We start from the raw sequence: 25404 nt of genomic DNA on the forward strand, positions 1-25404 counted from the left end.
GCAAAGCTAACGTTTAAAATCCGTTGGATTTTGTGACCGCACTTTTCAGTGACCCTATTCGGCAATCCGTTCTTTATAATGCAATCGGCAGACCGATAAATAACTGTCGTTGCCACCAATTTGAATTTGATCCCCTTGTTTGACGACCTCGCCTTGCTCATTTAAACGCAATACGAAATTGGCTTTACGTCCGCAATAGCAAATGGTTTTAAGCTCTTCCAGTTGATCCGCCCATGCCAGTAAATAGCGACTCCCTTCAAAAAGTTCTGCTTGGAAGTCGGTGCGCAAGCCATAACATAAAACAGGAATTTTCAGTTTATCTACCACATCGCTCAGTTGATACACTTGAGCTTTGGTTAAAAACTGTGCTTCATCCACCAAAATACAATGCAACGGCTCTTTCGTTAAGTGTTGTTGAATTTCCGCAAATAAATCCGTGTCACGTGCGAAGGTGTTCGCCTGTTCACTGATACCAATACGGGAAGTAACGCGTCCGGCGCCAAAACGATCATCAATGGCAGCCGTATAAACCAGCGTGTTCATATTGCGTTCACGGTAGTTATAGGAAGATTGCAGCAAAGTTGTCGATTTTCCTGCATTCATGGTGGAATAATAAAAATACAGCTTGGCCATAATTATTTAAGCGCCCATTTCCAAAAGTAATAGCAGATAAAACCGGTTAACGGCGGTAACGAGGCGAGAATAAAAACACCGATAGTGGTGCGTGCACCAACCATCTTCCCTACCTCCGTTAAGAAATCGATGAGGACGTCTGTCGGCGTAGTAAACACAAAAAAGCCAATAATTGCCAACATAACGAAGCAGCCGATTCCGGCGGCACGCATTGCTCTGAATTTAATGTTGTCCATAATATTTCCTTGAATGAAGTGCGGTCAAAAAAACGTTTAAATTTTTGACCGCACTTTGATTTTGCATCGGGTTAAACGGCGGTTAATTCGGTCATTGCCCAACGCGGACGCACTTCGATGGCCAAATCTTGCTGCTGTCCTTGTTTTAAACGTAGAAAACCGGCATAGGCAATCATGGCGCCGTTATCGGTACAAAATTGCGGTTGCGGGTAAAACACTTGACCACCTAATTGTTGCATCAGCTCCGCCAAGGTTTGGCGCAACTGTTTATTAGCGCTCACGCCGCCGGCAATCACTAAACGCTTCAATCCCGTTTGTTTTAACGCACGCTTGCATTTGATTGCTAGCGTATCCACCACAGCCTCTTGGAACGCATAAGCAATATCCGCCTTGCTTTGCTCGGCTAATTCCCCTTCTTCTTGCATCACTTGATGAAGCGTATTGGCAGCAAAGGTTTTTAAGCCGGAAAAGCTGAAATCCAAACCTGGACGATCAGTCATCGGGCGTGGAAAAACAAAACGATTCGGCGTACCATTTAATGCTAAACGGGCTAATGCCGCTCCGCCGGGATAATCTAATCCGAGCAATTTTGCCGTTTTGTCAAACGCTTCCCCTGCAGCATCATCAATAGATTCGCCTAATAATTCGTAGCGTCCGACGCCGTCCACACGCACCAATTGAGTATGCCCGCCGGACACCAACAATGCCATAAAAGGAAAGTGCGGTGGATTTTCTTCCAACATTGGCGCCAGTAAATGCCCTTCCATGTGATGTATGCCGATCGCCGGTACATTCCACGCATAAGCCAAGGATCGCGCCACCGTAGAGCCAACTAACAACGCACCGACTAAACCCGGACCGCAGGTATAAGCTACGCCGTCAATGTCTTTGGCGGTAAGATTGGCTTCTTGTAAGGCGGCTTGTAATAATGGCGCTAATTTCCGGATATGATCGCGTGATGCTAGCTCCGGGACAACGCCGCCATAATCGGCATGCAACGCAATTTGCGTGTGTAACTGATTGGCAATTAAGCCTTTTTCTTCATCATAAATGGCAACGCCCGTTTCATCACAGGACGTTTCAATGCCTAAAATTCGCATTTTGAATCTCTTTTTACTCTGTTCAATGAGGCTGAATTTTACCTTTTTTACAAGGATTTAACCAGTTTTCAAACGGGTATTTGCGGAAAAGGCGAATCTTTCCTTTACTTTCATGGTGACTTTGGATTAAAATTGCGACCTTTATTGAATCTGCCACGACTTGTGGCAACAAATAAATTTTAAATTGCAATTAAATTAATTAAACTCATTGAGGTGATTGGCTTATGCCTGTAATTAAAGTTCGTGAAAATGAATCCTTTGACGTAGCATTACGTCGTTTCAAACGCTCTTGCGAAAAAGCTGGTATCTTAGCAGAAGTTCGTGCTCGTGAATTCTACGAAAAACCAACAACGATTCGTAAACGTGAAAATGCAACCCGCGCAAAACGCCACGCTAAACGCGTAGCTCGTGAAAACGCACGCAACACACGTTTATACTAATTAACAGTATTTTTTAACTCGAGTTATAAAAACCGTGAATCTTCCGAGGCTCACGGTTTTATTTTCTCTCAATCTCATCAGTTAGGCTCATATTTCGTTCACAATAAGAGGCAGAATACTCGATGAAAGGCACCATTCCACGTACATTTATAGACGATATTTTAACTAAAGTTAATATCGTTGATCTGATCAATTCCAGAGTCAAATTGAAAAAAGCCGGCCGCGATTATCAAGCCTGCTGCCCGTTTCACCATGAAAAGACCCCTTCTTTTACCGTCAGTGATAAAAAGCAGTTTTATCATTGCTTCGGTTGTGGTGCGCACGGCAACGCGATTTCCTTTTTGATGGAATATGACAAGCTGGAATTTGTGGAAGCGGTGGAAGAACTGGCCGGTTTTCTTGGGTTGGAAATTCCCTACGAAAAACGACCGCACTTTAATGAGAGCGGCAAGCAAGTCGGCTATCAAACCAAACGTAATCTGTATGAATTAATGCAGGAAATCGCCAAATTTTATCAGCAACAATTGCCGTTAAATATTCCTGCGCAAAGTTATCTGCAACAACGTGGTTTATCAGCGGAAATTATTGAGCGTTTTCAAATCGGTTATGTGCCGAATGCCATGGATACCGTTTATCGCCAATTCGGTAAAACCCGAGAAGAGCAACAAAAACTGTTCGATTTAGGCATGCTATCACGCAATGATCGTGGCAATATTTATGACAAATTTCGCAATCGGATTATGTTTCCGATTCGCGATCGTCGAGGCCGCACCGTGGCTTTCGGCGGACGCGTGTTAACTGATGAGAAACCGAAATATTTGAACTCGCCGGAAACCGTGACCTATCACAAAGGCAGTGAATTGTACGGTTTATTTGAAGCCCTACAAGCTGACGATTCACCACAAAAATTACTGGTTGTTGAAGGTTATATGGATGTGGTGGCGTTGGCCCAATTCGGTGTAGATTATGCCGTGGCCTCTCTTGGCACATCAACAACCTCGGAGCAAATTCAATTACTCTTTCGCTCAACAGAACAAGTGATCTGCTGTTATGACGGCGATCGCGCCGGACGTGATGCCGCATGGCGAGCCTTAGAAAATGCACTGCCTTATTTGGAAGACGGCCGTCAGCTCAAATTTATCTTTTTACCTGACGGCGAGGATCCCGATACCTTTATTCGCCAATTTGGCAAAGAGGGATTCGAGGAATATCTCAATAACGCACAATCTTTAAGTGAATTTTTATTTGCTCATTTGACGCCACAAGTGGATTTCTCCAGCAAAGAAGGGAAAAACAAACTGGCGGCATTAGCAATACCGTTAATTAAGCAAATTCCAGGCGATGTACTACGTTTGGATTTGCGTAACACGTTAGCCAAAAAACTGGGGGTTCTCGATCCGACGCAGCTAGAAAGCCTTATTCCAAATCAACAGAAAACAGAAAACACACCGACAGCCCAACCGATACAATTTAAGCGAACCCCAATGCGTGTGCTGATCGCCTTGTTGTTACAAAATCCGGAATTGGTGAAATTTGTACCCGATTTGGAATCTTTTCGTTCGTTAAATGAGCCGGGCTACGATTTGTTTGCAGAAATGACCGCACTTTGCCGTGAAAAAGTGGGTATTAGTTCCGGACAACTGTTGGAACACTGGCGCGATACACCTCAACAAAATACGCTTGAAAAACTGGCCACATGGAACCATTTGGTTGAAGAAGACAAGATTGAAGATACCTTCCGCGAAACATTACGTTATTTTTATCTACAAATCATTGATAAACGAATAAATTGGCTAATTGCTAAGGATCGTAGCGAAGGATTAAATCTTAATGAGAAAAAAGAACTTTCAACGTTGTTATTGGTAAAAAAACGCGAAAAAGAACACGAAAGAAATAGTTAAACCGAAGGAAGAATGCTAAAATCTTGGCGTTTTATCTTCACTAAATTAAGTAAGCAAGGCGGATATCAAATATGGATCACAATCCACAATCTCAATTGAAACTACTCATCGCCCAAGGGAAAGAGCAAGGCTATTTAACGTATGCCGAAGTCAATGACAGCCTGCCCGAAGAACTCGTCGATGCCGATCAAATTGAAGATATCATTCAAATGATCAACGACATGGGGATTCAGGTGTTGGAGACTGCACCGGATGCCGATGATCTGATGCTCAATGAAACGATTACCGATGAAGATGTCGTTGAAGAAGCAACACAGGTGTTATCCAGCGTTGAGGCCGAGTTAGGCCGTACAACCGACCCTGTGCGCATGTATATGCGTGAGATGGGCAGTGTGGAATTGCTTACCCGCGAAGGCGAAATTGATATTGCCAAACGTATTGAAGAAGGTATCAATGAAGTACAAAGTGCTGTTGCCGCTTATCCTGAAGCGATCACTTATTTAATTGAACAATACGAATCAGTAGAAAATGGCGGTGTTCGCTTAGCTGATTTAATTACCGGCTTTGTCGATCCAAACGTATTGAGTGAATCCGATAACACCCATTTAGATGAAAATTTTGATTCCGACGAAGAAAATGAAGAAGATGTCGGCGAAAATGGGTTAGATGATGAAAGCGAAGATGAAGAAGATGGCGAAGAAAACAGCAGCGATGATGGCGATAGCGATAACAGCATCGACCCTGAAGTTGCACGCGAAAAATTCACCGCACTTAAAGAACAGCATCAAAAAACCTTGGCAAGCATTGAAAAACATGGTCGCACATCGAAAAAAACCAAAGATGAAATTCAAGCCTTGTCAGATATTTTCACTCAATTCCGTTTAGTGCCAAAACAGTTTGATATTCTTGTGCTATCCATGCGCGACATGATGAAACGCGTGCGTGCGCAAGAACGCTTTATTCAGCGAATCGTAGTCGATAATGCAAAAATGCCTAAATCAGGTTTCCAAAAGAGTTTCATCGGACATGAAACTACCGACACTTGGTTGATTAAAGCCTTGAGCGCCGGCAAAGCATGGTCTGAAAAACTCGTGCAATATGAAAATGATTTGCGCCAAGCCATCGCAAATTTAGTGCAAATTGAGCAAGACACTCATCTCACTATTCAGCAAATTAGAGAAATCTGCGAACGTATTGCGCAAGGTGAGTTAAAAGCACGTCGTGCGAAGAAAGAAATGGTGGAAGCCAACTTGCGTTTGGTGATTTCTATTGCCAAAAAATATACCAACCGAGGATTGCAATTCCTAGATTTAATTCAAGAAGGCAATATCGGCTTAATGAAAGCGGTAGATAAATTTGAATACCGTCGCGGTTACAAATTCTCCACTTATGCCACTTGGTGGATTCGTCAGGCGATTACCCGCTCCATTGCGGATCAAGCGCGGACAATTCGTATCCCGGTACACATGATTGAAACGATTAACAAGCTAAATCGTATTTCCCGCCAAATGTTACAAGAAATGGGACGTGAAGCTTCACCGGAAGAATTGGCGGAGCGTATGGGTATGCCGGAAGATAAAATCCGTAAAGTACTGAAAATTGCGAAAGAACCGATTTCTATGGAAACCCCTATCGGAGATGACGATGATTCCCATTTAGGTGATTTCATTGAAGACTCCACCTTAGAGCTTCCGTTAGATTCCGCCACTGCACAAAGCTTAAAAGCGGCCACACATGAAGTGTTGGAAGGTTTAACGCCACGTGAAGCAAAAGTGCTTCGTATGCGTTTCGGTATCGACATGAACACCGACCATACGTTAGAAGAGGTGGGCAAACAATTTGACGTTACCCGTGAACGTATTCGTCAGATTGAAGCCAAAGCATTACGCAAATTGCGTCATCCAAGCCGCTCCGAAACATTGCGCAGTTTCTTAGACGAATAGTCGAAGCAAATCTATAACAAAAAGGATAAGCCGTCATGACTTATCCTTTTTTGTTTAAATAAGAAATACATAATTATGATGATAACTAGACTTTAGCCTAAGATTTCCCTATAATCTGCACCTCAAATCAATGCTCACCGCCCCCATAGCTCAGTCGGTCAGAGCAGTCGACTCATAATCGATTGGTCACAGGTTCAAGTCCTGTTGGGGGCACCAAAAAACTTATCATAACCCCTCGCAACTCATCAAAAACACCAATAAAAGCCAGTACTTATAAGACTTTATAGCATTTTACCCTATCGTACTCCCTCGTAAATAATCGCCCTTAACCGCTCTTTTTTGTAACCACGATTGTAACCATGTGCTAATATCCCTTTTTCGTGGTTACATAAAATTGCTAAATGGTTACCAAATATGCCTAAAATTACTAAACCTCTAACCAATACCGAAGTAGAAAGATCTAAGCCAAAAGCCAAAGAATATACCCTTACTGATGGCTACGGATTATTTCTATTAGTCTTGCCTACCGGCGTTAAATCATGGCGTTTTAACTATATCCGCCCACTTACTAAAAAACGTACTAAAGTTTCTTTAGGAACTTATCCCGCTTTATCTTTAGCTCAAGCCCGTTCTATTCGTGAAGAATATCGCTCTTTGTTGGCTCAAGGCATAGACCCACAAGAACATAAAGAACAAGAACAAAAAGCCGCTATTGAGCATATAGAAAATAGTTTGCTATCTGTCGCTAATCGTTGGAAAGCCAAAAAGGTTCAAAAAGTTGAAGCTGAAACATTAAAAAAAGATTGGCGCCGCATGGAAATCTATTTGTTTCCTTTTATTGGTGATATGCCGATAAATGAAATCTTGCCAAAAGTTGTTATTGAAGCATTAGAATCACTCTATAACCAAGGCAAGGGCGATACATTAAAGCGCACTATTCGGCTATTGAATGAAGTACTTAATTTCGCTGTAAACTACGGCCTAATTGCCTTTAATCCTTGCTTACGAATCAATGAAGTATTTAACTTTGGAAAATCCACCAACAACCCGGCAATAACACCAAAAGAACTACCGGAATTAATAAAAGCCGTGATGTATTCCAGTGCGGCCATTCAAACAAAGTTATTATTCAAATTTCAGTTATTAACCATGGTACGACCTGCTGAAGCAAGTAACGCTACATGGTCTGAAATTGATTTTAAAAAATCTTTATGGACTATCCCGGCTAACAGAATGAAGAAAAGACATCCTTTTGTAATTCCCCTTTCTTCCCAAGCTATGGCAATTCTAAACAAAATGAAAAGTATATCTGTGAAAAGCGAATATGTTTTTCAAAGTTGGATTAAGTCTAACCAACCAATGAGCAGTCAAACAATCAATAAAATGCTAGTCGATTTGGGCTACAAGAATAAACAAACTGCTCATGGATTAAGAACAATCGGACGCACTTATTTAGCCGATCAGCGTATTGATTATGAAGTGGCTGAAATGTGTATTTCTCATAAGACGGGTACGCAAACAGGCAAGATTTACGATAGGGCTGATTTCCTTGAACAACGCAAGCCGGTGATGCAACTTTGGGGCGATTATGTGGAACAATGTGAACGTTAAAAGTGATGTGCGTGGAAAATATTTAAAAACTGCCTTCACTCGTTCACCGATTGCTTTTCCTTTGTTTTTCAATTGGTTACAAGGTGAAGGGGAAGTCGGTGTTGTTCACCTTGGCATTCACCTTTTTAGGTAAAAAAAGCGCGGTTTTTATGCCGCGCCTTTCACTATCTATTTGATTTTATGTACTCATTATAAAACTCGTCAAAGTCTTTAAAGTGTACGTTAGTGATATATCTTCCTTTTTCCGCACCGGAAGTAATTCGCCTGCGGGTGTATGGATATTTATTTTTATGTTGTGCCAATCCTTGTCTTAATGATTCGGTAAAGTTATTCAGTGTTAAAGCATTTTGAATATTATTGGCTTCAGTAAATACCAAGTAAGCAGGGTAAAGGTGCGTTCTTGGAAATCCGGTTTTCGTATTGCCAATTCCTAGCCCGTTACTTTCTTGGGAGGTTAGGAAATAACTACAAAACACCGTTAAATGATCTGAGTTCATTTTTATTTCTAACGCTTCGGCACTTTCCTGTTGTTGAATTAACGCTTTTTTCGCGTCCAACGGATTTTTAAAAGCCTGAATCAGTTTATAAATAATTCCTCCGGCTTCGGCTTCTATCTTATCCATTAAGTGCGGATCGCGTTTACTTTCCGGCACCACCTTATCAAAATGAAAAATCACTCGGCGGCGTTCAATACCTCCGTTTCTTTCTGTGAAGCGTGTCGGCTCATTGTTTACGATTAGCACGATCGCAGGAATGATCGCTTTAAACTTGCTTTTATGCTTCGGATCGATATTGACTAAATCCCCCGCACTAATGCTTTTTAGTCCACCACCATCACCGCCATAGCGGGATTGTTCCGGGCATAGAATGAGCGTTTTATTCACAAAGTTTTCACGGCCATGCGGTTCGTCTAAATCGACTAATCGCCCACTTTCCGTGTTTTGTTCGCCTGCTAACATTGTGGCAATTTGCGCAAATACCGATTTTCCGCTGCCACCATCGCCGGTTACTTCAAAGAATAATTGCCAGTTGTGGCGATTCGTTAAAATCGCGTAAAGTGCGCCCAAGATTGCTTGCTTTTTATCTTCCTTGCTATCAGCAACAAAATTCAACCAACTATCAAAGTGCGGTGTATTTTCTTCCTGATTCGTGTAATCGTGCGGAATAAAAGAGGTTAGCCAGTTTTCCCGACAATGCGGGTAAAATTCCAAGGTCGAACGATTTAATACGCCGTTTTTAAAGGCTAATAGCTCCTTGGATTGCTCACCCATTTTGGCCGCTTGAATCTTCGCTGCTGAGGCACCATTCTTAACTTCCTCTAAAACTTATAACTCAAGCTAAACACAATGGTTCGCCCTCTGGCATAGTTATTTAAAATAGACTGTGTTTTTCCGCCATGGCCATCCGTATGGCACAATTCTCCGGCCTCACATGGCTGTGATGGTGCGCTATTTACGCTACTGTAATAACGTTGTGTTGCCGCATCGTTACCGGCATCCAGCGGATCAATATACTTCTTATCAAACAGATTCTGAATTTCCGTTTTCAAAATCAAGTTTTCAGTCGGCTCATAGCTAACATATAAATCAAAAATTAACGGTTGTTTTTCAATGGTTTCCGTTTCTTTAATTGCATGATGATGACGTCTTAATGCATTCTTCTCAAACGTTGTACCATCAATATATTTTTCCTCAATGGAGGCCCGTTTACTTTCACCATAATAACGAACCGCTCCGCCAACCGTTAATTTTCGGTCAAACCAACGGCTACCAAGTTCAAGGCGACCATAATCTCTTGGTAGAGCTGAAATTCGAGTCAAACCGTAACCTTGTTTTAAAATATCTTCTTTTGAAGCATTATTCGGACGAGGGCTGGCATCACTATAATTAGTTGGCTGATTGGTTCGTTGATAAGCGTAAGATAGATTCGTAAAGAATCTGCCCATATCATAATTTAACTCTAATTCCACACCGCTCTTTTTCACCGTTTTAGCATAATTACGGTGTGCAATGGTAAATTGAAAACCGTTGCTGTCTGCCCAAGTAGGCGCACCGCCTTGCCACCAGTCGCCCCAAACATTATGAATATAATTTTTAATGTAACTACGATACCCGACGACTTTTATTCCCAACACATCATCATTTTTCCAAATACCTTCCTTAAAGGTATTAAAACCTAATTGATAAGTCGAAGCGCGCTCTGGTTTCAAATCGGTATTGACGCCTGCATCAGAGACTTGAGAAAAATACATCTCTTGAATATTTGGCATGCGGTGCGTTCTGGCATATCCCACGAAAGGCGTAAAGTAGTCATGAAGATGAGCACTGAAAATCGCGGAATGGTTCATTTCTGTTTTGTGGCCTGCTCTTCTTTCTAAAGGTTCATAAATTTGACAACCGCCGTTAGGATCACAATATTTTTTATAAATTTGAGAATCCTTGCCAAAGGCTTTTTCAAAATCTTCAGGAGAATTATAGTAACCCGCGTATTCCCCGTTAAATTTATACTTGATCAAATTCACGCTGTAATCCAATCGATAGATATCGCGAGTCAGTGACGTATCTAAATAAAACGTATGAAATTTTTGTTCGCCGGAAGGGTGCAAAATACTCGATTTTTGTGGCAATAGCCCTTTTGAACCTTTATAACGTCCTAGGAAATCGTATAAACCGCCCTGCTGTGAAGAACCGTCGTAAAATAAACTAAGCTCTTCAGGGAATCGATTTTTGCTATATTCATTTTTGAAGAAGTTAAAGCCCAACGTGGTTTTTAAGTCCACTTCTTTCGGCAGAGTAAAAGTATAACTATTGCTTATATCAAAAATATCGGCGGCATTCTTCGTTTCTAAATGTTTCAATACTTCCCAGCCGGTAAAACGTGAACCTTTAGGATATTTTGATTTACCCACGTTATGCGCCAGCAATACATTCATATCAATATAACCATTATTATTGAAATTATAGTTCAGTTGATAGTTACGATTTTCAATTTTACGGGTACCGATAGCGTTATCTAGAGCTCGCAATTGCAGATTCAATGCATGACGATCATCGCCATATTCCAATTTGACCAAATGACTATGAGAGCTTTGACGAACACTGCTTGGATCCAATGGGGCCAAACGATATTGCTCGTTATTGCGCTCAAAAGCCGCGTTGGTTTCATCAATTTGCTTTTGTAATTCAGGTGAATGTTCCGGATTCTGTAAAATTCTTCTACGTTCCGCGTTACGATAATAACGACAAGGGTAAGCTTCCGGTTGAGATGGGGTCGGTGCGTTACAAGCCCACATATTTTTATTCATGTCGGGCATCCAGCGCCCTTTGGCTTGATCAAAAACAAACCCAGCCTCAGTAAATTGTTTATTTTTTTGTTGTTGCAAAAAGTCATCACCGACATCAGCGATTTTCTGACCACCTCCGCCGATTTTATAATCTTGCGACACTTCTCGACGGCTATATCCATATAACATACCTACATAACCGCCGTTATCCAACCATTTTCGGGTGGCTGCCATCGCCATATAGTTGGATTTTGTTGCATTAGTTCCGGTCATCCCTTTGATAATAAAGCCTAGACTCTTATCCCCTGAAATCACATCGTTGACACCCAACGTTCTGAAATTCGCCGAACCGTACAAGGAGTTCACACCGTTTGCCCCGCTAAAATTCCCCTTCGTTAAATCAATGCCGGCAATAAAATTCGGATCTAATGATGCCCCAAATTGCGAATTCCCTCCGGCTTGCCCGGAGTCCATCGATGTGGAATAAAATGTTTGTGTAATGCCATCCACCATGGTGTTTGCCCTGCCAAATCCCGTTTCTCCACGAATATTTAACGACAACACACCGGAGCCTTTATCCTGTTGGGTAAACGCCCCCGGCATACTCCGTACCACGTTATCAATGCTTTGCGTTTCTTTAAAAACGTGCTCCCGCGTGCTTTTTGCTTGCGCTTCGGTAAATGGTTTTTTCTCGTTGGCAATGATTTTTTCAACCACATCGATTTGGTCTAATTGTTCTTCGGCATAGGCAATATTGATAACATTTAAAAGACAAAATGTTATCAAGTTCAATTTGATAGATTTCTGCATTTTTTCTCCTCAGGTTCTTCATTATAATTTTATCAAATGATAAGCGTTATCATTATTAATCAATTTATGGGCAAATACAACATCATCATATTAAGTTTTTTGCTAAAACGTATTTGCAACAAAATCAAAAAGATAAAAATCTTTGAATGCATAGATGATTAATAAATACACATATTTATCTATTTAACAAGACATCTTATTTTATTCCAAAAAATAAGTATCGCGCAAACAAAAAATAAAGAAGAGAAAAGACAAAAAAAAGTGCGGTGATTTTTCACCGCACTTTTATGCCGAACATGAAGGGAAAAGGTGTTTAAGATCTAGCAAACCACAAGGTTCACATTCTTATTTTTTAATAATTCATCAATACTTGGCGGGACATCCGAGTCGGTGAAGACATATTCCACATCCGTAATAGACCCCAATTTTACCATAGCGCGGCGACTAAATTTGGAATGATCGGTCACTAACAACGTATTACGGGAATTATCGATAATGGCACGTTTGACTTGCACTTCATGATAATCATAGTCGAGTAATGTGCCGTCCAAATCAATGGCACTGATTCCCAACACCCCGAAATCTAAACGGAATTGCGATAAAAATTCGACAGTTGATTCGCCGATGATGCCCCCATCTCGGCGCAAGGAACCGCTCGCCATGGTGATATCAAAGGAATCATTTTGCATAAGAATGTGCGCAGCATTGAGATTGTTGGTAACAATACGTAATCTTTGATGTCCCAATAACGCGAAGGCAACTGCCTCGGCGGTGGTGCCGATGTCAATAAACAGCGAAGCACCGTTTGGGATGAGCTGTACAACCTGTTTTGCGATACGATTTTTTTCTTGAGAAAAAAAGTGTTTGCGATCGTGATAATCGCTATTTTCTGCCGTGGAAGGCGATGCTGCGCCACCGTGGTGACGGCGAATAAAGTTGGTTTCCGCCAGTTCGTTTAAATCGCGCCGAATGGTTTGCGGACTCACTCCAAATAAATCAACCAATTCATCTGTACTCAAATAGCCTTTTTGTTTTACTAATTCAACAATTTTCTGATGACGAATAGATTGTTTCATAACCACTTTTCCTTCTTTATTAACAAGACTTTTGCTTGCTAATGTAGCGCATTTTATTAATGAAATCACGATTTAACGCGAATTTTTCGATCCATAAACGCCAGTAACATCCCTACCAATAAACCTGAAATATGGGCGGTATTGCCGATTTGAATGTCTATTAACGGACCGGCAAATCCAAGCAAAATCCCTACAACCAACATATTGAAGAAACCGTCCGGTAATTCAAAATGGGTTTGTTTATTGACTTTATCCAACACGAACACATAGCCCAGCACGGCATAGACAACGCCGGATAAACCGAAAAACGCGGGGCCGCTGACAATATTCTGCGCAATGCCGCTTATTACCCCGGAGAACAGATAAATTTGCAGGAGTTTTAAAGACCCCAATTGGCGCTCGATAGCACCACCAAAAACCCACCACCAAGTCAGATTAAATAGAATATGCATATTGGATAAATGCACCAAAGTATGTGTTAAATAACGCCAAATTTCGCCTTCTTGGGTAGTATCTTCGGGGAAATGTGCTGCCAACAAAATCGGCTCGGCAAAACCGAAAAGCATGAGAAGATAAACTACAACACAAAGTGCGGTCACGATGACAGTAATTTTTTGCTGTTGAATATGAGAAAAAACGGAAGCCTTGTTCACATGAGAGGACGTGCGCGCTGTAGATTGAGCCTGAATGCCACGGGGACCTTGTTGCCACGCGCGGGCGTTTTGTTGTTCCAACCACGCCTGTAAGAAACTTTCTCTTTCCGCCATAATTTCGTCAAAGTGCGGTGAATTTTCCGGAAGAAAAACATCATAAACCACATTATTTTGTGCATTTTGATTTTCCTGAATCACCAACTCAACTTGGTATTTTTCAGCAACATAATCACGAAAATGCTGCGCTAACAACGGGATTTCACTACCAAACAAATGCTGCATTTGTTATATTCCTTTTCCAAAATTTCATGCACGGAGAAAAAATGAGAAATCAAAATTTGCCATCGGGCTTCAGCCCTTTCACTTGGGCGATTGCCGGCTTTTGCTTACCGATATTATTGTGGCCGTTGGCGCTGTTAATTTCACCTAATTTATTGAACAATCCAAACCTAAGCGACAATCAAATTACCGCCATGTCAGTCTTTCTTTGGGGCTATCCCTTCGTTCTTGGCATCGTGGCGCGAATTTTCTATAAACTCCATCAACGCCGCCCTGCTCTGGCTCGCAAGGGTTTAGCCCTAAGTGCGGTCATTTTTTACGGCGTTTTATACTACGTAGCCACCGTTGGATTTAACTAATAGCCCGTATCCAACGGCAGTTTTCCCTTTTCCCAAGCCGCAAAGCCACCTTGCAGGCTATAAACCTTTTCATAGCCGTGGCGCAATAAAAACGCAGCCACATTACGACTACTAATGCCGTGATAGCAACTGAGAATAATCGGCTGATCATAATTATACGAGGCCTCAAAATTTGGCCAACTGAGCTCCGTTAAATTAAACGCGCCTTTGGGATGGGCATAACTAAAGGTTTGTGCATCACGCACGTCCGCCAGCACAGCATCTTCATCATTTTGAAGCATTTCCCATGCTTGTTGCGGTGTAATTTCAATAAATTCTGTCATTTTTTATTCAGTAAACTTAGTGGGCTTTATGCCCGACACTATAAAAATATTTATCTGCATATGCTATGGCAATCGCCGATGCCAAGAAACACCAGTGCAACGAGAACGGCCACATCATAGTTTTTTCCAAAGAGAGATAAAAATAAATAGCTAAAAAGGGATGCAAAATTAACCATTTCCCGCTGAAATTTCAACGTTTTTTTATACTATTCATAAAATACAAAAAAACATGGAAAAAACTGACCGCACTTCGTGTAACATAAGACCGATAGTTAAAGTAAGGTCGGTTTTGAGAATGTTTTTTAATTAAAGGTGTCAGGCTGCATTTTTTGTTGATAGGCAATACCATGCATAAAAAGCTGCAACACATCTTTAAAGAGCTGTTGTTCCTTGCCGACATAATGCTGTTGCAAGACGGAAGAATGAATCATTTCATCCATTTTTTGAATCAACACATCAATTAAAATCACAGGAAAATCATCACGTACGCTTTTGCGTTTTTGTAACGTACTGAAAAAATAGTGCATATAGTGATATTTTTCTTGTGCCATTTGCCGAAAAAAAGCCTGTAAGGTTTCATCTTGATCATGATTTAAATCATGTAATACGGCGGCAGAATACAACGTGGCCATGGATTCTTGCTGCATAGTCAAAATTTGCTGAATCACCGTGGTTAAATCTGCCTCCGTGGCTAACAGTCTGTCAAATTCCCACCGCATATTATTTTTTTGTTCTTCAAAAATACATTTCACTAAATCTTGCTTGGTGGAGAAATATTTATAAAACGTCACTCGACTCACCCCTGCTGCCCGACAAATTTCTGCGACAGAAGTTAATCTCCAGCCTTGTTGATAAAACAGTTCAGTGGCAACCTGTTTCAAAAAAATATCTTTTTTCATGGTCCGCTCCTTAAGAGGCAATAACATAGCCGAAAGCCTTTAATTGTCAAACATCAAATTTGAGAAAAATTCTTATTTACTTTCGTATTGTGATTGTGTTAGGTTTACATTATTAATCAATTAATGATAAAAGTGTAAACTTTAAACTAAAATGAAGCCTAGGAGAACCCATGAACAAGTTATCCCCACGACTCAGCCTCATTAGCCTTTGCCTGATGAGTGCCTATTCTTTTTCTATTCATGCCGAAGAAAGTAAACAGACCACGGTACTAGGCGAAATCACAGTGACCGGTGAGAAATTTGAACGTAGTCAATCTTCGACTGGTTCAAGCACAACTGTGGTAACTGGTGATCAATTCAAACGAGAAGCCAATTTAATGTCCGCTATTCAATTATTAAAACGTGATGTGAATATTTTAGATACCGGCTTAGGCAATGACTTACCCACTGTGCGCGGCGTTGACGGGTCAGGCCCTGCAGTAGGTGCGGTGGCATTTTTTGCGGGTTCGCGCCCACGTTTGAATATGCAAATTGACGGCAGAACCTCCAGTTATAACGAATTGGCATTCGGTACAAAATCCCTGTGGGATATGAAACAGGTAGAAATTTATCGTGGCGCACAAAGCTATGCCCAAGGGCGTAATGCTATTGCCGGCGCCGTGGTGATGACCAGCAACGATCCGACACAAGATTGGGAAGGGGCGGCCAAATTGAATATGGGTAATCATCGATTGGCGCAAACCTCGGCCATGATTTCCGGCCCGTTAATAAAAGATGAACTGGCTTTTCGTTTAAGCGTGGATCATCAACAACGGGAAACCTCTGTTGATTTACCGCATTATAATCCCGTCGGCAACCCGCGTTGGTTTAAAGCCACCAATACCCGCGCCAAATTACTGTGGACGCCGTCTGCATTGCCAGATCTCTATAGCCGTTTAACATTCAATCATTTAAACGCGCGAGCACCACAAAGCGAAACAGAGTTACAACCTAATTCACCACGTTACACGCCGGAACGCCCGGTATTCCAAACACGCTCTGCCAGCACTATTTGGGACATTGGTTATCAACTCTCAGAGCATTGGAAATGGGAAAATAAATTGGTTTATACACACTTTATTCACGATAGAAAAACAACTTCGCCATTCAACACCGCATTGCCGCCAAATCGTCGAGGTGTTCCGGCTCGCGTTGATGGCAATGAATTCCAAATTGAACCCATTGTAAAATACGAAAGCGAAAAATACCGTGGTTTATTCGGTTTGTTCTATTTCAATGCGAAACAAGATGAAAGTGTTACGATGCTCAACGGACGCATTGCTCGCACGCCGATTACGACAAATTTTAATGATAAAACGAAAACCAAGGCGGCCTTTGGTGAAATTACCTTTACGCCGGATATTCCGTTTGAATTGACGCTTTCTGCTCGCTATGAACAGGAACATCATCAGCGTAAAGGCAAAAGTGCGATGTTTTCCATCAACCGGGATAAGAAATACAATGTCTTCCTGCCAAAAGCAGACATTGCATGGAAAATTAACGATGATCAACGCTTAGGCTTTAAAGTAGGTAAAGGTTATAATCCGGGCGGTGCCGGTGTAACTTTCGGTGTGCCGTACACCAGCTATGAATATGACGCGGAATATGTCTGGAACTACGAACTTTATCATCGTTGGACATCCGTAGATAAACGCCTACGCATTAACAGCAACCTATTCTATAACGACTACAAGGACATGCAGTTACCGTTCACTCTTGGTCCAAATTCCATCGTGATCCGCAATGCCGATAAAGTCGTTACCTATGGTGCGGAAATCAATACCGAATGGCAGGCCACGGAGAAACTGGCACTCAACGCGGGCATCGGGATATTAAAAACCGATATCAAACGTTATCCAAACAGCGGCATTGAAGGGAATAAACTCGCTCGTGCACCAAGTTTTAGTGGAAAAGTGGGGGCCAATTATCGTCTTCTTGACCACCTAGAAATTGGCACCAATTACAGCTACAACAGCAGTTATTATTCCACTGCCGACAACTTAGCCAATGGTAAAGTAGGGCATTATGACCAACTTGATGTTTATTTAGCGTATGACTTTAAGCATGCCAGAATCACGCTTTATGCCGACAACGTGCTTAACTCACGCAAAGATATCTTACTTGTACCGCGCTCAGGCGACATTACCCGTCAGCCGGAACGTCAAATTGGACTTTCTACCGAGTTAAGATTCTAAGCAATGAGTCAGCAACACCAACAAATTTGCCAACCTGTTGCCGCGCAATTACGCGCCTCAATGTGGTTGGCAACCTTCGCGCAAGGCTTAAAAATCGGGATTTGGCTTTTGATGATCCACATTGTGTTCACCGTCAGCCAATCTCTTACGTTTCCTTATTGGCAGATTTTCTCGCTGCTTGCCATTTCCATTTTGTATTACACCTGCAAAATTAAAGCACACGATAAATCTCATTATGCTGCCTTTGAATTGGAAAAAATTCTACGTCAACAGCTTGCAAAAAAAATCAGTCAATTATCGTTAGGCAAAGTCAATGAAATCGGGTCAGGCGGTTTAACCAAAATACTGTGCGATGACGTAAACGAATTGCACACCTTTGTTGCCGATGCACCGCCCCTTAAAGCGGAGGCTTATTCCACACCGATTTTCGTGTTGGCGGCATTGTTTTGGTTAAATTGGCAAATGGCATTGGCTGTGGTGATTTTCCTTGTCGTGTTGTTTACGATTCTGCAACATTTAATGCAAAAAAGTCGGTTGAATTATCGTGATTACGGTGCTGCTGTGAGCCGAGTCAATAGCGCGATTATTGAATATATTCAAGGCATGAGCACGATTCGTACCTTTGATGCGGGACAAAGTTCGTACAGTCGTTTTAGCACTGCATTAGAAAATTTTAATCAGGTCATCTTCGCTTTTTTAGCCAAAGTAGGGGCACCAACACGTCTTGCCCGTTCGCTCTTTACGCCAATGCCGATCATGTTATTTTTGATCGTGTTAGGCGTGTATTTACACTCGCTTGCGCTGCTTTCCACCTTTGGCTTTTTTGCTTTTTTAGTGTTAGCTGCTGGGTTAATTGAAACCATGCATCCGTACATGGGGCTGTTTCATTTGTTGGAACGCTCCCGTGCCGCCATTGAACGCATTAACGAAATAAAAACGTTGGAAAATGCCACCGCACTTTTGCCACGACAAACGCCGAATGGTTATACCGTTAAATTTGAACAGGTCAATTTCAGTTATGGTGCCGACAAAACCACGCTACAAGATATTGACTTTATTGTGCCGCAAAATAGTTTTACTGCCATTATTGGCACTTCAGGCTCCGGCAAAACCACCTTGCTCAATTTGCTGTTGCGTTTTTGGGATATCGATAGCGGAAAAATCACCTTGGGTGGTGCTGATATTCGCCATATGGAAAATGACCAATTGATGAAGTATTGCTCGGTCGTGTTTCAGGATAATTTCTTATTTTCTTGCTCTATTGCCGAAAACATCGCTTACGGCATAGAAAATGTAACGGAAGAAGCCATTATCAATGCCGCCAAACAAGCCCGTATTCACGACTTTATTATGACCTTGCCGGAGCAATATCAAACGAAAGTAGGTGAACGCGGACAATTATTGTCAGGCGGACAAAAACAACGTATCAGTATAGCCCGCGCCTTTTTACAAAATCGCCCGATTTTATTGCTAGACGAACCCACTGCCTTTTCCGATGCAAAAAACGAGGCGGATTTAATGCAGGCATTTCATGCGCTGATGCAAAATAAAACAGTGATCATGGTGGCACATCGCCTGTCTAGCATTACCCAAGCCGATCAAATTATTTATTTAGAGAATGGCAAAATCATCGCTCAAGGCAACCACCAAGCCTTGTTGCAAACCAATGCTGCCTATCAAATCCTTTGGGCGGAATATCAACAGGCAAAATCTTGGACGATACATTAGAGAATGTTATGCAATCTTACTTTAATCCCGAAACTCAACGCGTAAAAAGCCTGTGGCAAACTTATCACGCCTTATTTGCCGCCGCCCAACAGCAACGAAGCGCATTCTTACGCTGTCTCGTTTTTGCGGCACTGTCTGCAACCTTATTCGGCGTGGCTATCGGTTTGCTGTATCCACTGCTTTTGGCATTAGAACAAACTGAAGCAGGGCAAAGTGCGGTCATTTTTTGGAGTGTTTTGTGTGGCGGACTTTTAGTCGCCAGCCTCCTTTTCCGCATTTGGGCGGAATATTATGACACTAAAGGCGATTCATTTTTGGCGACATATCAATTGAGACGTCAACTGGGCGAAAAACTTCGCCGAGTATCTCTTGCTGTCCTCAGTGGATTTCGTGCAGGCGAACTCAGTGCCGTTGCCATCCAAAGTATTAATGAAGCGACGAATTACGCATTCAGTTTAATCAGCATTCTGATTTACGGCATCGTGACACCGGTGGCTACCGCCCTTTGTCTTTGTTTCTTTGATTACCGCTTTGGGCTGCTGATCTTCATTATTTTTCCGCTTATCGTGCCACTTTATTTATGGCGGAGAAAAGCTTTCCGTCGTGGATTTAGTATTTTGGCAGAAGCTAATCAGCGACTTAAAGGCGAAACCATTGAGTTTGTGCAAGGTTTGGAAATTCTGAAATCAACAGGGCAGACTGAAAACAAACAACATATTTTCAACCGTGTGATTGAAGATGTGGCAAACATTCAACGCATCGGCACAAAAAAAGGCGAACGTCCGAATTTGATTATTACCTCAAGCATTCAATTAAGTCTTATTGCGGTATTAATTGTTGGCACATTTTGGGTGATTTCCGGTAGCGCTCATTGGGTATTGTTAGCCACAGTGCTGATTTTAATTGCGCGAATTTCAGATGTATTGAACTTCTTTGTGCAAATGTCTTCGCTCTTAGAAATTTTTGTGATTAGCTGTGAAAAATTTGAAAAACTGATGGCATTGCCTGAATTGGCGGAAAATCATGGCAGCAGATTACCCACAGATTATCGTATTCGCTATGAGCATGTCCGCTTTGGTTATAATGCTGAAAAAACCATCCTAAACGACATTAATCTAGACATAAAACCTAACAGCCTCAATGCTTTTGTGGGCACCAGCGGTTGTGGTAAAACAACATTACTTCGCTTGTTGTTGCGTTATGCTGATCCTCAATCAGGGAGAATTACGATCGGCGGTGTCAATATTCGGGATATTAGCCAAGAACAGCTCATGCGCTTAATTTCTGTGGTGTTTCAAGACGTGTATTTATTCCAAGACAGCGTATTAAATAACATCCGAATGGCAAAACCCAATGCCACCGATGAAGAGGTGATTCACGCCTGCAAACTTGCCCAATGCCATGATTTTATTCAGGCATTACCACAAGGCTATCAAACGCAAGTTAATGAAATTGGGAGTAATTTTTCCGGCGGTGAAAAGCAACGACTTGCGATTGCCCGAGCGATTTTAAAAGATGCGCCGATTCTCATTTTAGATGAACCGACAGCATCGTTGGATACCCGCAATGAGCTGGCAGTGCAAAAAGCGTTGGATCAGCTGGTTAAAGACAAAACCGTGTTGATTATAGCTCACCGACTTTCCACCATTGTGGGCGCGCATTGCATTTATGTGTTGGAAAACGGCAACATTGCCGAACAAGGCACGCATCAAACACTCTTAGAACAAAAAGGACGTTATGCAGCGTTTTGGCAATGCCAACAAGGCAACATCACTCACTAAGCAGGATTGGGCAATCCTTGCCACGACCGCCGGTTTTAAATTCTGCATAGTGGCGTTTTATATGATTGGTCTCATCACCATGTTAAAAGAGATGGGGTTCGATCTTAAACAGCTTAGTTGGTTCTATTTGCTTGGTGGAATGGAAATGGCGAAATTCATCGTCTCGCCGTTAATTGAACGCTATCGTCTCAAGCGTATCGGGCAATTTCGCGGCTGGCTATGCCTTTCCTCGCTAATCATTTTTATTGCCTTATTCATGTTGCATTTCATCCAACCGCAACGGGATTTTACACAGCTTATGGTGGCGTGTGTGCTATTGAACCTAAGCAGTCTATTTTTCGGTTGTGCGGCGTTGGGGCTGACGTGTGCCATCCTGCCTTTTGAGCAACGTGGCTTTGGCGGTGTCATTCAGGTGATCGCAGGACGCGTGGGTAAAATGCTTGGCGGCGGTTTGGTGTTACTGATTTATCATCATTATGGCTGGCAAAGTGCGGTGGATTTAATCAGTGTTTTTGCACTATTGTTGATTCTACAAATTAGCCTATATTCCGAACCCACAGTTGCCGCTGAACCGCAAAATCCGCCATTGCGTTTTTTATTCACACGCTTTTTCCACTTTTGGCAACAACCGCACATTTCATTTCGTTGGTTGATTTTATTGTTATTTGTGTTTATGCCTAGCGGCATGGTGGTCAGTAGTTTCGTTCCGCGTCTAAATGCCTTGGGCTGGAGCAGCCAACACATTGGGCTATTACTTTCAGTATTCGAACCCCTTTGTGCTATCGCCTTTGCTCCGCTCAGTGGTCTATTACTCAAAAAATATTCTCGGGTTTCTGTCACCCAATGGGTATTATTTAGCCAAATTTTTGCCTTCTGCTTATTTATTTTATTTGAATATGTCGGCACGGATTTTCCTTATCTTATCGCCGTACCCATCTTATTATTAAGTATGACTTACGCATTACTTGTGCCGTGCTTGCTCGCCATCATCATGGACAAATCCACTCAAACTTACGCCACGCTCGACAGCTCGTTGCAATTCTCCGTCGCCCTCTTAGGCGCTTATCTGGCCGGTTTTGCATCTCTTCGCCTTGCCTACGCTTTAGGTTACCTAATGGTTTACCTCACCGCCACTTTCATTGCTGTTGGAATGTGGAGATTTTTTGGATATCGAAAAGAAGAATTATCATAGGCTCATAAAGCACCACAATAAGACGTACTAAACTTACTCTTCTTCGCTATTCTCTTGATGTGCCAACAAGCGTTCCACCTCAAAATCATGGTATAGCGGTTCAACATCGGGCATGGTTTTCATGGCTTTGGCTGAGAGGTCCTTGAAGCGTTCCACTTTGCCCATGAGACCTTGCTGCCCCACTAGCGCGGTGACGGTGCTGTTGTAGTGCGAACTGACGGTGGAAAGGCTGTTTCCCACTTTCGCTAAGCGCTCTGCAAGCAAGCAGATTTGATTGTAAATGTCACCGGCCTTTTCGCTGATTTCACGCGCCTCCGCATTACCGCGTTCCACCCGCCACAGGTTCGCTACAGTACGCAAAATTGGCATGAGCGTGGTATGTGACACCATAATGACGTTTTTGTCATAACCATAACCGAACAGGCTCGGATCCATTTTTAAGGCTTCAATGTAAGCCGGTTCCACGGCAATAAACATCAACACGAAATTCGGGCTACGTATGCCGATAAGGTTGCTGTAATCTTTGCGGGATAAGTCGTCGATGTGATTACGCAACGCCTTAATGTGCTCGCGCAGAAACGCCTGACGCTCTATTTCATCTTCAGCACTGACCGCACTTTCATAGGCGTTAAGCGACATTTTGCTGTCGATAATCAAATGTTTCTCATCCGGTAGGTTAAGAATAAAGTCGGGATAATTGCGTTTGCCCTCTTCGTTTTTAAAATGCGCCTGTGCGGTGTAATGTTCATCTTCCACCAAGCCGGCAGATTGCAACGCCCGCTCCAACTGCATTTCCCCCCAGTTACCAAGGGTTTTCTTTTCCCCTTTCAGAGCGGAAGTCAAATTGTTCGCTTGTTGTGACATACTCAAACCGATTTCCAACACTTTCTTAATTTCCGCTTCCAAGCCTGCGTTGCCCTTAAGGGATTCCGAATGAATTTCATTCACCCGCTTTTGGAAACTCTCAATTTGCTCACGGAAAGGCTTTAACAGGCTGTCCATCGATGCTTGGTTCGTTTGCTGAAAACGCTGGCTTTTTTCTTCCAAAATACGATTGGCGAGGTTTTGAAATTCCGTATTGAGCTGCTGTTTGGTTTGTTCAACATGTTGTTGCTGCTCGACAAAATGCTTTTCTTTTTCTGTTAACGTGGTTTTGAGTTCCGCCAATTCCTGGGAAAGTGCGGTGTGTTTTTCCGTTAAATTTGTCAGCGATTCTTCTTTGCGGACAATCTGCGCTTGGCTTTGTGCAAGTTGTCCGCGCAAGCTTTCCGCCTGTGCCGATGCCACACCAAAACGTTCTTTCAACGTCGTCATTTGTTCTGCAATAGCAGAATGGCGCGCCTGTTCTTCATTCAGTTCCGTTTGCAGATACTGTACTTTTTCATCCCGTTCGTTTAAGCGAATTTGTAATCCATCCGCCGTAGTTTGCGCTTTCACTACCTCTTGTTCTAATTGATTTTTACGGGCAGTAACGGCATCAAATTTTTCTAATAAATGATTAAAATCCTCAATGTTTTTATTTAAATCCTGTTGTAATTCCAAGCTATCCCGTTTCCGGCGGGCGCTGATAAAAAGCAAAATAAGGCAAAGCACGCCCAATGCGACGCAAACGCCCAATAACAGATTTAAATCAATATCCAATGCAAACATGTTCCCTCCTGATGTTGGGCGTTAGTATAAAGGAAATCCCTGGCCTTTGCCGACCTTTCGCTTTTTCATTTCATGGGTGGCAAAAGGCGCAAAACTTACGGTAGAATGGCGCTTGAAGCGTTTGAATATTTGTCGAGAAAAATCACCGCACTTTTAGGGCATGCCATGAACCAACCTTTATTTCAGCCTACCAAACACGAGGAACACTGCCCACAGTGCGGTGCGTTATTGCAAATAAAGCAAGGCAAAAAAGGGCTGTTTCTCGGCTGTTCTGCCTATCCGCAATGTGATTATTTGAAACCGTTACAAGCCTCCCTTGAGGTAAAAACCCTCAAAATATTGGAACAAACCTGTCCCCAATGCGGCTATTTATTGGCGTTAAAACAAGGGCATTTCGGCATGTTTATCGGTTGTAGCAATTATCCTGAGTGTCATTTTGTGGTGCATGAGGAAACAGAAGAGGAAACGGAAGAACACGTACCTTGCCCGGAATGTAAAGAAGGGCAGTTAGTGGCGCGGCGCGGACGTGCCGGCAAGCTATTTTACGCCTGCAACCGTTTTCCGCATTGCAAGTTTTCCGTGCCAACCAAACCCTATTTAGTGGATTGCCCGCAATGCCATGGCAATTTAGCCTTATTAAAAAAACAACAGGGCGAACAACGCACTTGGCTATGTGTGAATAAAACCTGCCGCCATATTTTTACAACCGAGTAACCTCATGAATTTACAAGAGATTGTTAACCATTTAAAAAATCAGCAAGTCGTTGCCTACCCTACCGAAGCGGTTTTTGGATTAGGTTGTAATCCAAACAGCCAAAGTGCGGTGGAAAATTTACTAGTTTTAAAACAACGCCCGATGTCAAAAGGGCTGATTTTAATTGCGCCGAGTTTGGATTTTTTGTTGCCTTTTATGGATGAACGCCGTTTGATGGAAGAACATTGGCAACGTTTAACCACGCAATATGATCGGCCAACGACATGGGTCGTACCTGCAAAAACGACGACGCCAAAATTTCTTACCGGTGATTTTGACAGTATTGCGGTGCGCATCAGCCAACACCCTGCCGTTAAGCTGTTATGCGAACAGGCGGGCTTTGCTCTCACCTCCACCAGCGCCAACTTAACCGGACAGCCGCCTTGCCGCACAGCACAAGAAGTGACACAACAATTCGGCACGAATTTCCCGGTGCTGGATATGCCTGTGGGCGGCGCAGTGAATCCGTCCGAAATTCGCGACATTTTCACCAACCAAGTTTTTCGTCAAGGATAAATC

The 25404-nt window shown here is 42.5% G+C and carries 21 protein-coding genes and 1 tRNA gene; 12 read left to right on the forward strand and 10 right to left on the reverse strand.

Translation table 11 applies throughout. The features are described from left to right. Positions 1–54: 54 nt before the first annotated feature. The 3 genes from DK428_RS03060 to tsaD all read right to left on the reverse strand — a co-directional run bounded on the left by DK428_RS03060 (position 55) and on the right by tsaD (position 1969). The gene (locus DK428_RS03060; protein ID WP_109064317.1) at positions 55–633 is read right to left on the reverse strand and encodes a thymidine kinase; all 579 of its coding nucleotides are present in this window, start codon (positions 631–633) and stop codon (positions 55–57) included. Between the two features lie 2 nt (positions 634–635). Next, positions 636–869, reverse strand: coding sequence for a hypothetical protein (locus DK428_RS03065; protein ID WP_032995431.1), 234 nt, complete (start codon positions 867–869; stop codon positions 636–638). Between the two features lie 71 nt (positions 870–940). Beyond that, entirely contained in the window at positions 941–1969 is a 1029-nt protein-coding gene (gene tsaD / locus DK428_RS03070; protein ID WP_109064318.1) for a tRNA (adenosine(37)-N6)-threonylcarbamoyltransferase complex transferase subunit TsaD, read from the reverse strand. A gap of 224 nt (positions 1970–2193) precedes the next feature. Between tsaD and rpsU the strand changes: the two genes are divergently transcribed. From rpsU to DK428_RS03095, 5 genes are all read left to right on the forward strand, one after another. After that, the gene (gene rpsU, locus DK428_RS03075; RefSeq protein ID WP_005701713.1) at positions 2194–2409 is read left to right on the forward strand and encodes a 30S ribosomal protein S21; all 216 of its coding nucleotides are present in this window, start codon (positions 2194–2196) and stop codon (positions 2407–2409) included. Between the two features lie 122 nt (positions 2410–2531). Continuing rightward, the gene (gene dnaG, locus DK428_RS03080; protein ID WP_109064319.1) at positions 2532–4310 is read left to right on the forward strand and encodes a DNA primase; all 1779 of its coding nucleotides are present in this window, start codon (positions 2532–2534) and stop codon (positions 4308–4310) included. 71 nt (positions 4311–4381) lie between these two features. Then, positions 4382–6253, forward strand: coding sequence for an RNA polymerase sigma factor RpoD (rpoD, locus tag DK428_RS03085; RefSeq protein ID WP_109064320.1), 1872 nt, complete (start codon positions 4382–4384; stop codon positions 6251–6253). Between the two features lie 139 nt (positions 6254–6392). Then, positions 6393–6469, forward strand: a tRNA-Ile gene (locus DK428_RS03090). 198 nt (positions 6470–6667) lie between these two features. Beyond that, complete coding sequence (locus DK428_RS03095) at positions 6668–7864, forward strand: tyrosine-type recombinase/integrase (protein WP_109064321.1); 1197 nt, start codon at positions 6668–6670, stop codon at positions 7862–7864. Between the two features lie 164 nt (positions 7865–8028). On the opposite strand, the gene DK428_RS03100 is transcribed toward DK428_RS03095, so the two are convergent. From DK428_RS03100 to DK428_RS03115, 4 genes are all read right to left on the reverse strand, one after another. Further along, complete coding sequence (locus tag DK428_RS03100) at positions 8029–9135, reverse strand: DNA primase family protein (protein WP_109092120.1); 1107 nt, start codon at positions 9133–9135, stop codon at positions 8029–8031. A gap of 47 nt (positions 9136–9182) precedes the next feature. Continuing rightward, on the reverse strand, positions 9183–11957 hold the full coding sequence (locus tag DK428_RS03105; protein ID WP_109064747.1) for a TonB-dependent receptor domain-containing protein: 2775 nt from the start codon (positions 11955–11957) through the stop codon (positions 9183–9185). A gap of 320 nt (positions 11958–12277) precedes the next feature. Continuing rightward, positions 12278–13033, reverse strand: a complete 756-nt coding sequence (locus DK428_RS03110; RefSeq protein ID WP_109064746.1) for a DeoR/GlpR family transcriptional regulator — start codon at positions 13031–13033, stop codon at positions 12278–12280. Between the two features lie 65 nt (positions 13034–13098). Then, positions 13099–13968, reverse strand: a complete 870-nt coding sequence (locus DK428_RS03115; RefSeq protein ID WP_109064745.1) for a rhomboid family intramembrane serine protease — start codon at positions 13966–13968, stop codon at positions 13099–13101. Between the two features lie 41 nt (positions 13969–14009). On the opposite strand from DK428_RS03115, the gene DK428_RS03120 reads away from it, so the two are divergent. Next, positions 14010–14324 carry a DUF5389 domain-containing protein gene (locus DK428_RS03120; RefSeq protein WP_005701735.1) on the forward strand — a complete coding sequence of 105 codons (315 nt, stop codon included), beginning with the start codon at positions 14010–14012 and terminating at the stop codon, positions 14322–14324. Here DK428_RS03120 and glpE read toward each other — a convergent pair. Further along, positions 14321–14647, reverse strand: a complete 327-nt coding sequence (glpE, locus tag DK428_RS03125; RefSeq protein WP_109064744.1) for a thiosulfate sulfurtransferase GlpE — start codon at positions 14645–14647, stop codon at positions 14321–14323. The genes DK428_RS03120 and glpE overlap by 4 nt on opposite strands. A 302-nt stretch (positions 14648–14949) precedes the next feature. Beyond that, entirely contained in the window at positions 14950–15546 is a 597-nt protein-coding gene (locus DK428_RS03130; RefSeq protein ID WP_050693081.1) for a TetR/AcrR family transcriptional regulator, read from the reverse strand. A gap of 170 nt (positions 15547–15716) precedes the next feature. Between DK428_RS03130 and DK428_RS03135 the strand changes: the two genes are divergently transcribed. Genes DK428_RS03135 through DK428_RS03150 form a run of 4 tightly spaced genes read left to right on the forward strand, consistent with a single transcriptional unit; the run spans position 15717 to position 22481 of the window. Beyond that, on the forward strand, positions 15717–17780 hold the full coding sequence (locus tag DK428_RS03135; RefSeq protein ID WP_109064743.1) for a TonB-dependent receptor: 2064 nt from the start codon (positions 15717–15719) through the stop codon (positions 17778–17780). Between the two features lie 3 nt (positions 17781–17783). Beyond that, the gene (locus DK428_RS03140; protein WP_109090064.1) at positions 17784–19508 is read left to right on the forward strand and encodes an ABC transporter ATP-binding protein; all 1725 of its coding nucleotides are present in this window, start codon (positions 17784–17786) and stop codon (positions 19506–19508) included. Then, a complete protein-coding gene (locus DK428_RS03145; protein ID WP_239493791.1) occupies positions 19493–21289 on the forward strand; it encodes an ABC transporter ATP-binding protein in 1797 nt (598 codons plus the stop codon). Before DK428_RS03140 ends, DK428_RS03145 begins: the two co-directional genes overlap by 16 nt. Next, complete coding sequence (locus tag DK428_RS03150) at positions 21246–22481, forward strand: MFS transporter (RefSeq protein ID WP_109064740.1); 1236 nt, start codon at positions 21246–21248, stop codon at positions 22479–22481. The genes DK428_RS03145 and DK428_RS03150 overlap by 44 nt, the downstream gene beginning before the upstream one ends. A 33-nt stretch (positions 22482–22514) precedes the next feature. Here DK428_RS03150 and DK428_RS03155 read toward each other — a convergent pair whose 3' ends face one another. Further along, positions 22515–24131: a DNA recombination protein RmuC gene (locus DK428_RS03155; protein WP_109064739.1), complete on the reverse strand. Its 1617-nt coding sequence runs from the start codon at positions 24129–24131 to the stop codon at positions 22515–22517. Positions 24132–24296: 165 nt separating this feature from the next. Here DK428_RS03155 and DK428_RS03160 point away from each other — a divergent pair, with 165 nt between their 5' ends. Further along, on the forward strand, positions 24297–24845 hold the full coding sequence (locus DK428_RS03160; RefSeq protein WP_109064750.1) for a DNA topoisomerase family protein: 549 nt from the start codon (positions 24297–24299) through the stop codon (positions 24843–24845). Between the two features lie 4 nt (positions 24846–24849). Continuing rightward, entirely contained in the window at positions 24850–25401 is a 552-nt protein-coding gene (gene tsaC, locus DK428_RS03165) for an L-threonylcarbamoyladenylate synthase type 1 TsaC (RefSeq protein WP_065294739.1), read from the forward strand. Positions 25402–25404: the final 3 nt, after the last annotated feature.

Origin of the sequence: Aggregatibacter kilianii (genome assembly GCF_003130255.1) — a bacterium.
Taxonomy (GTDB): Bacteria; Pseudomonadota; Gammaproteobacteria; order Enterobacterales; family Pasteurellaceae; genus Aggregatibacter; species Aggregatibacter kilianii.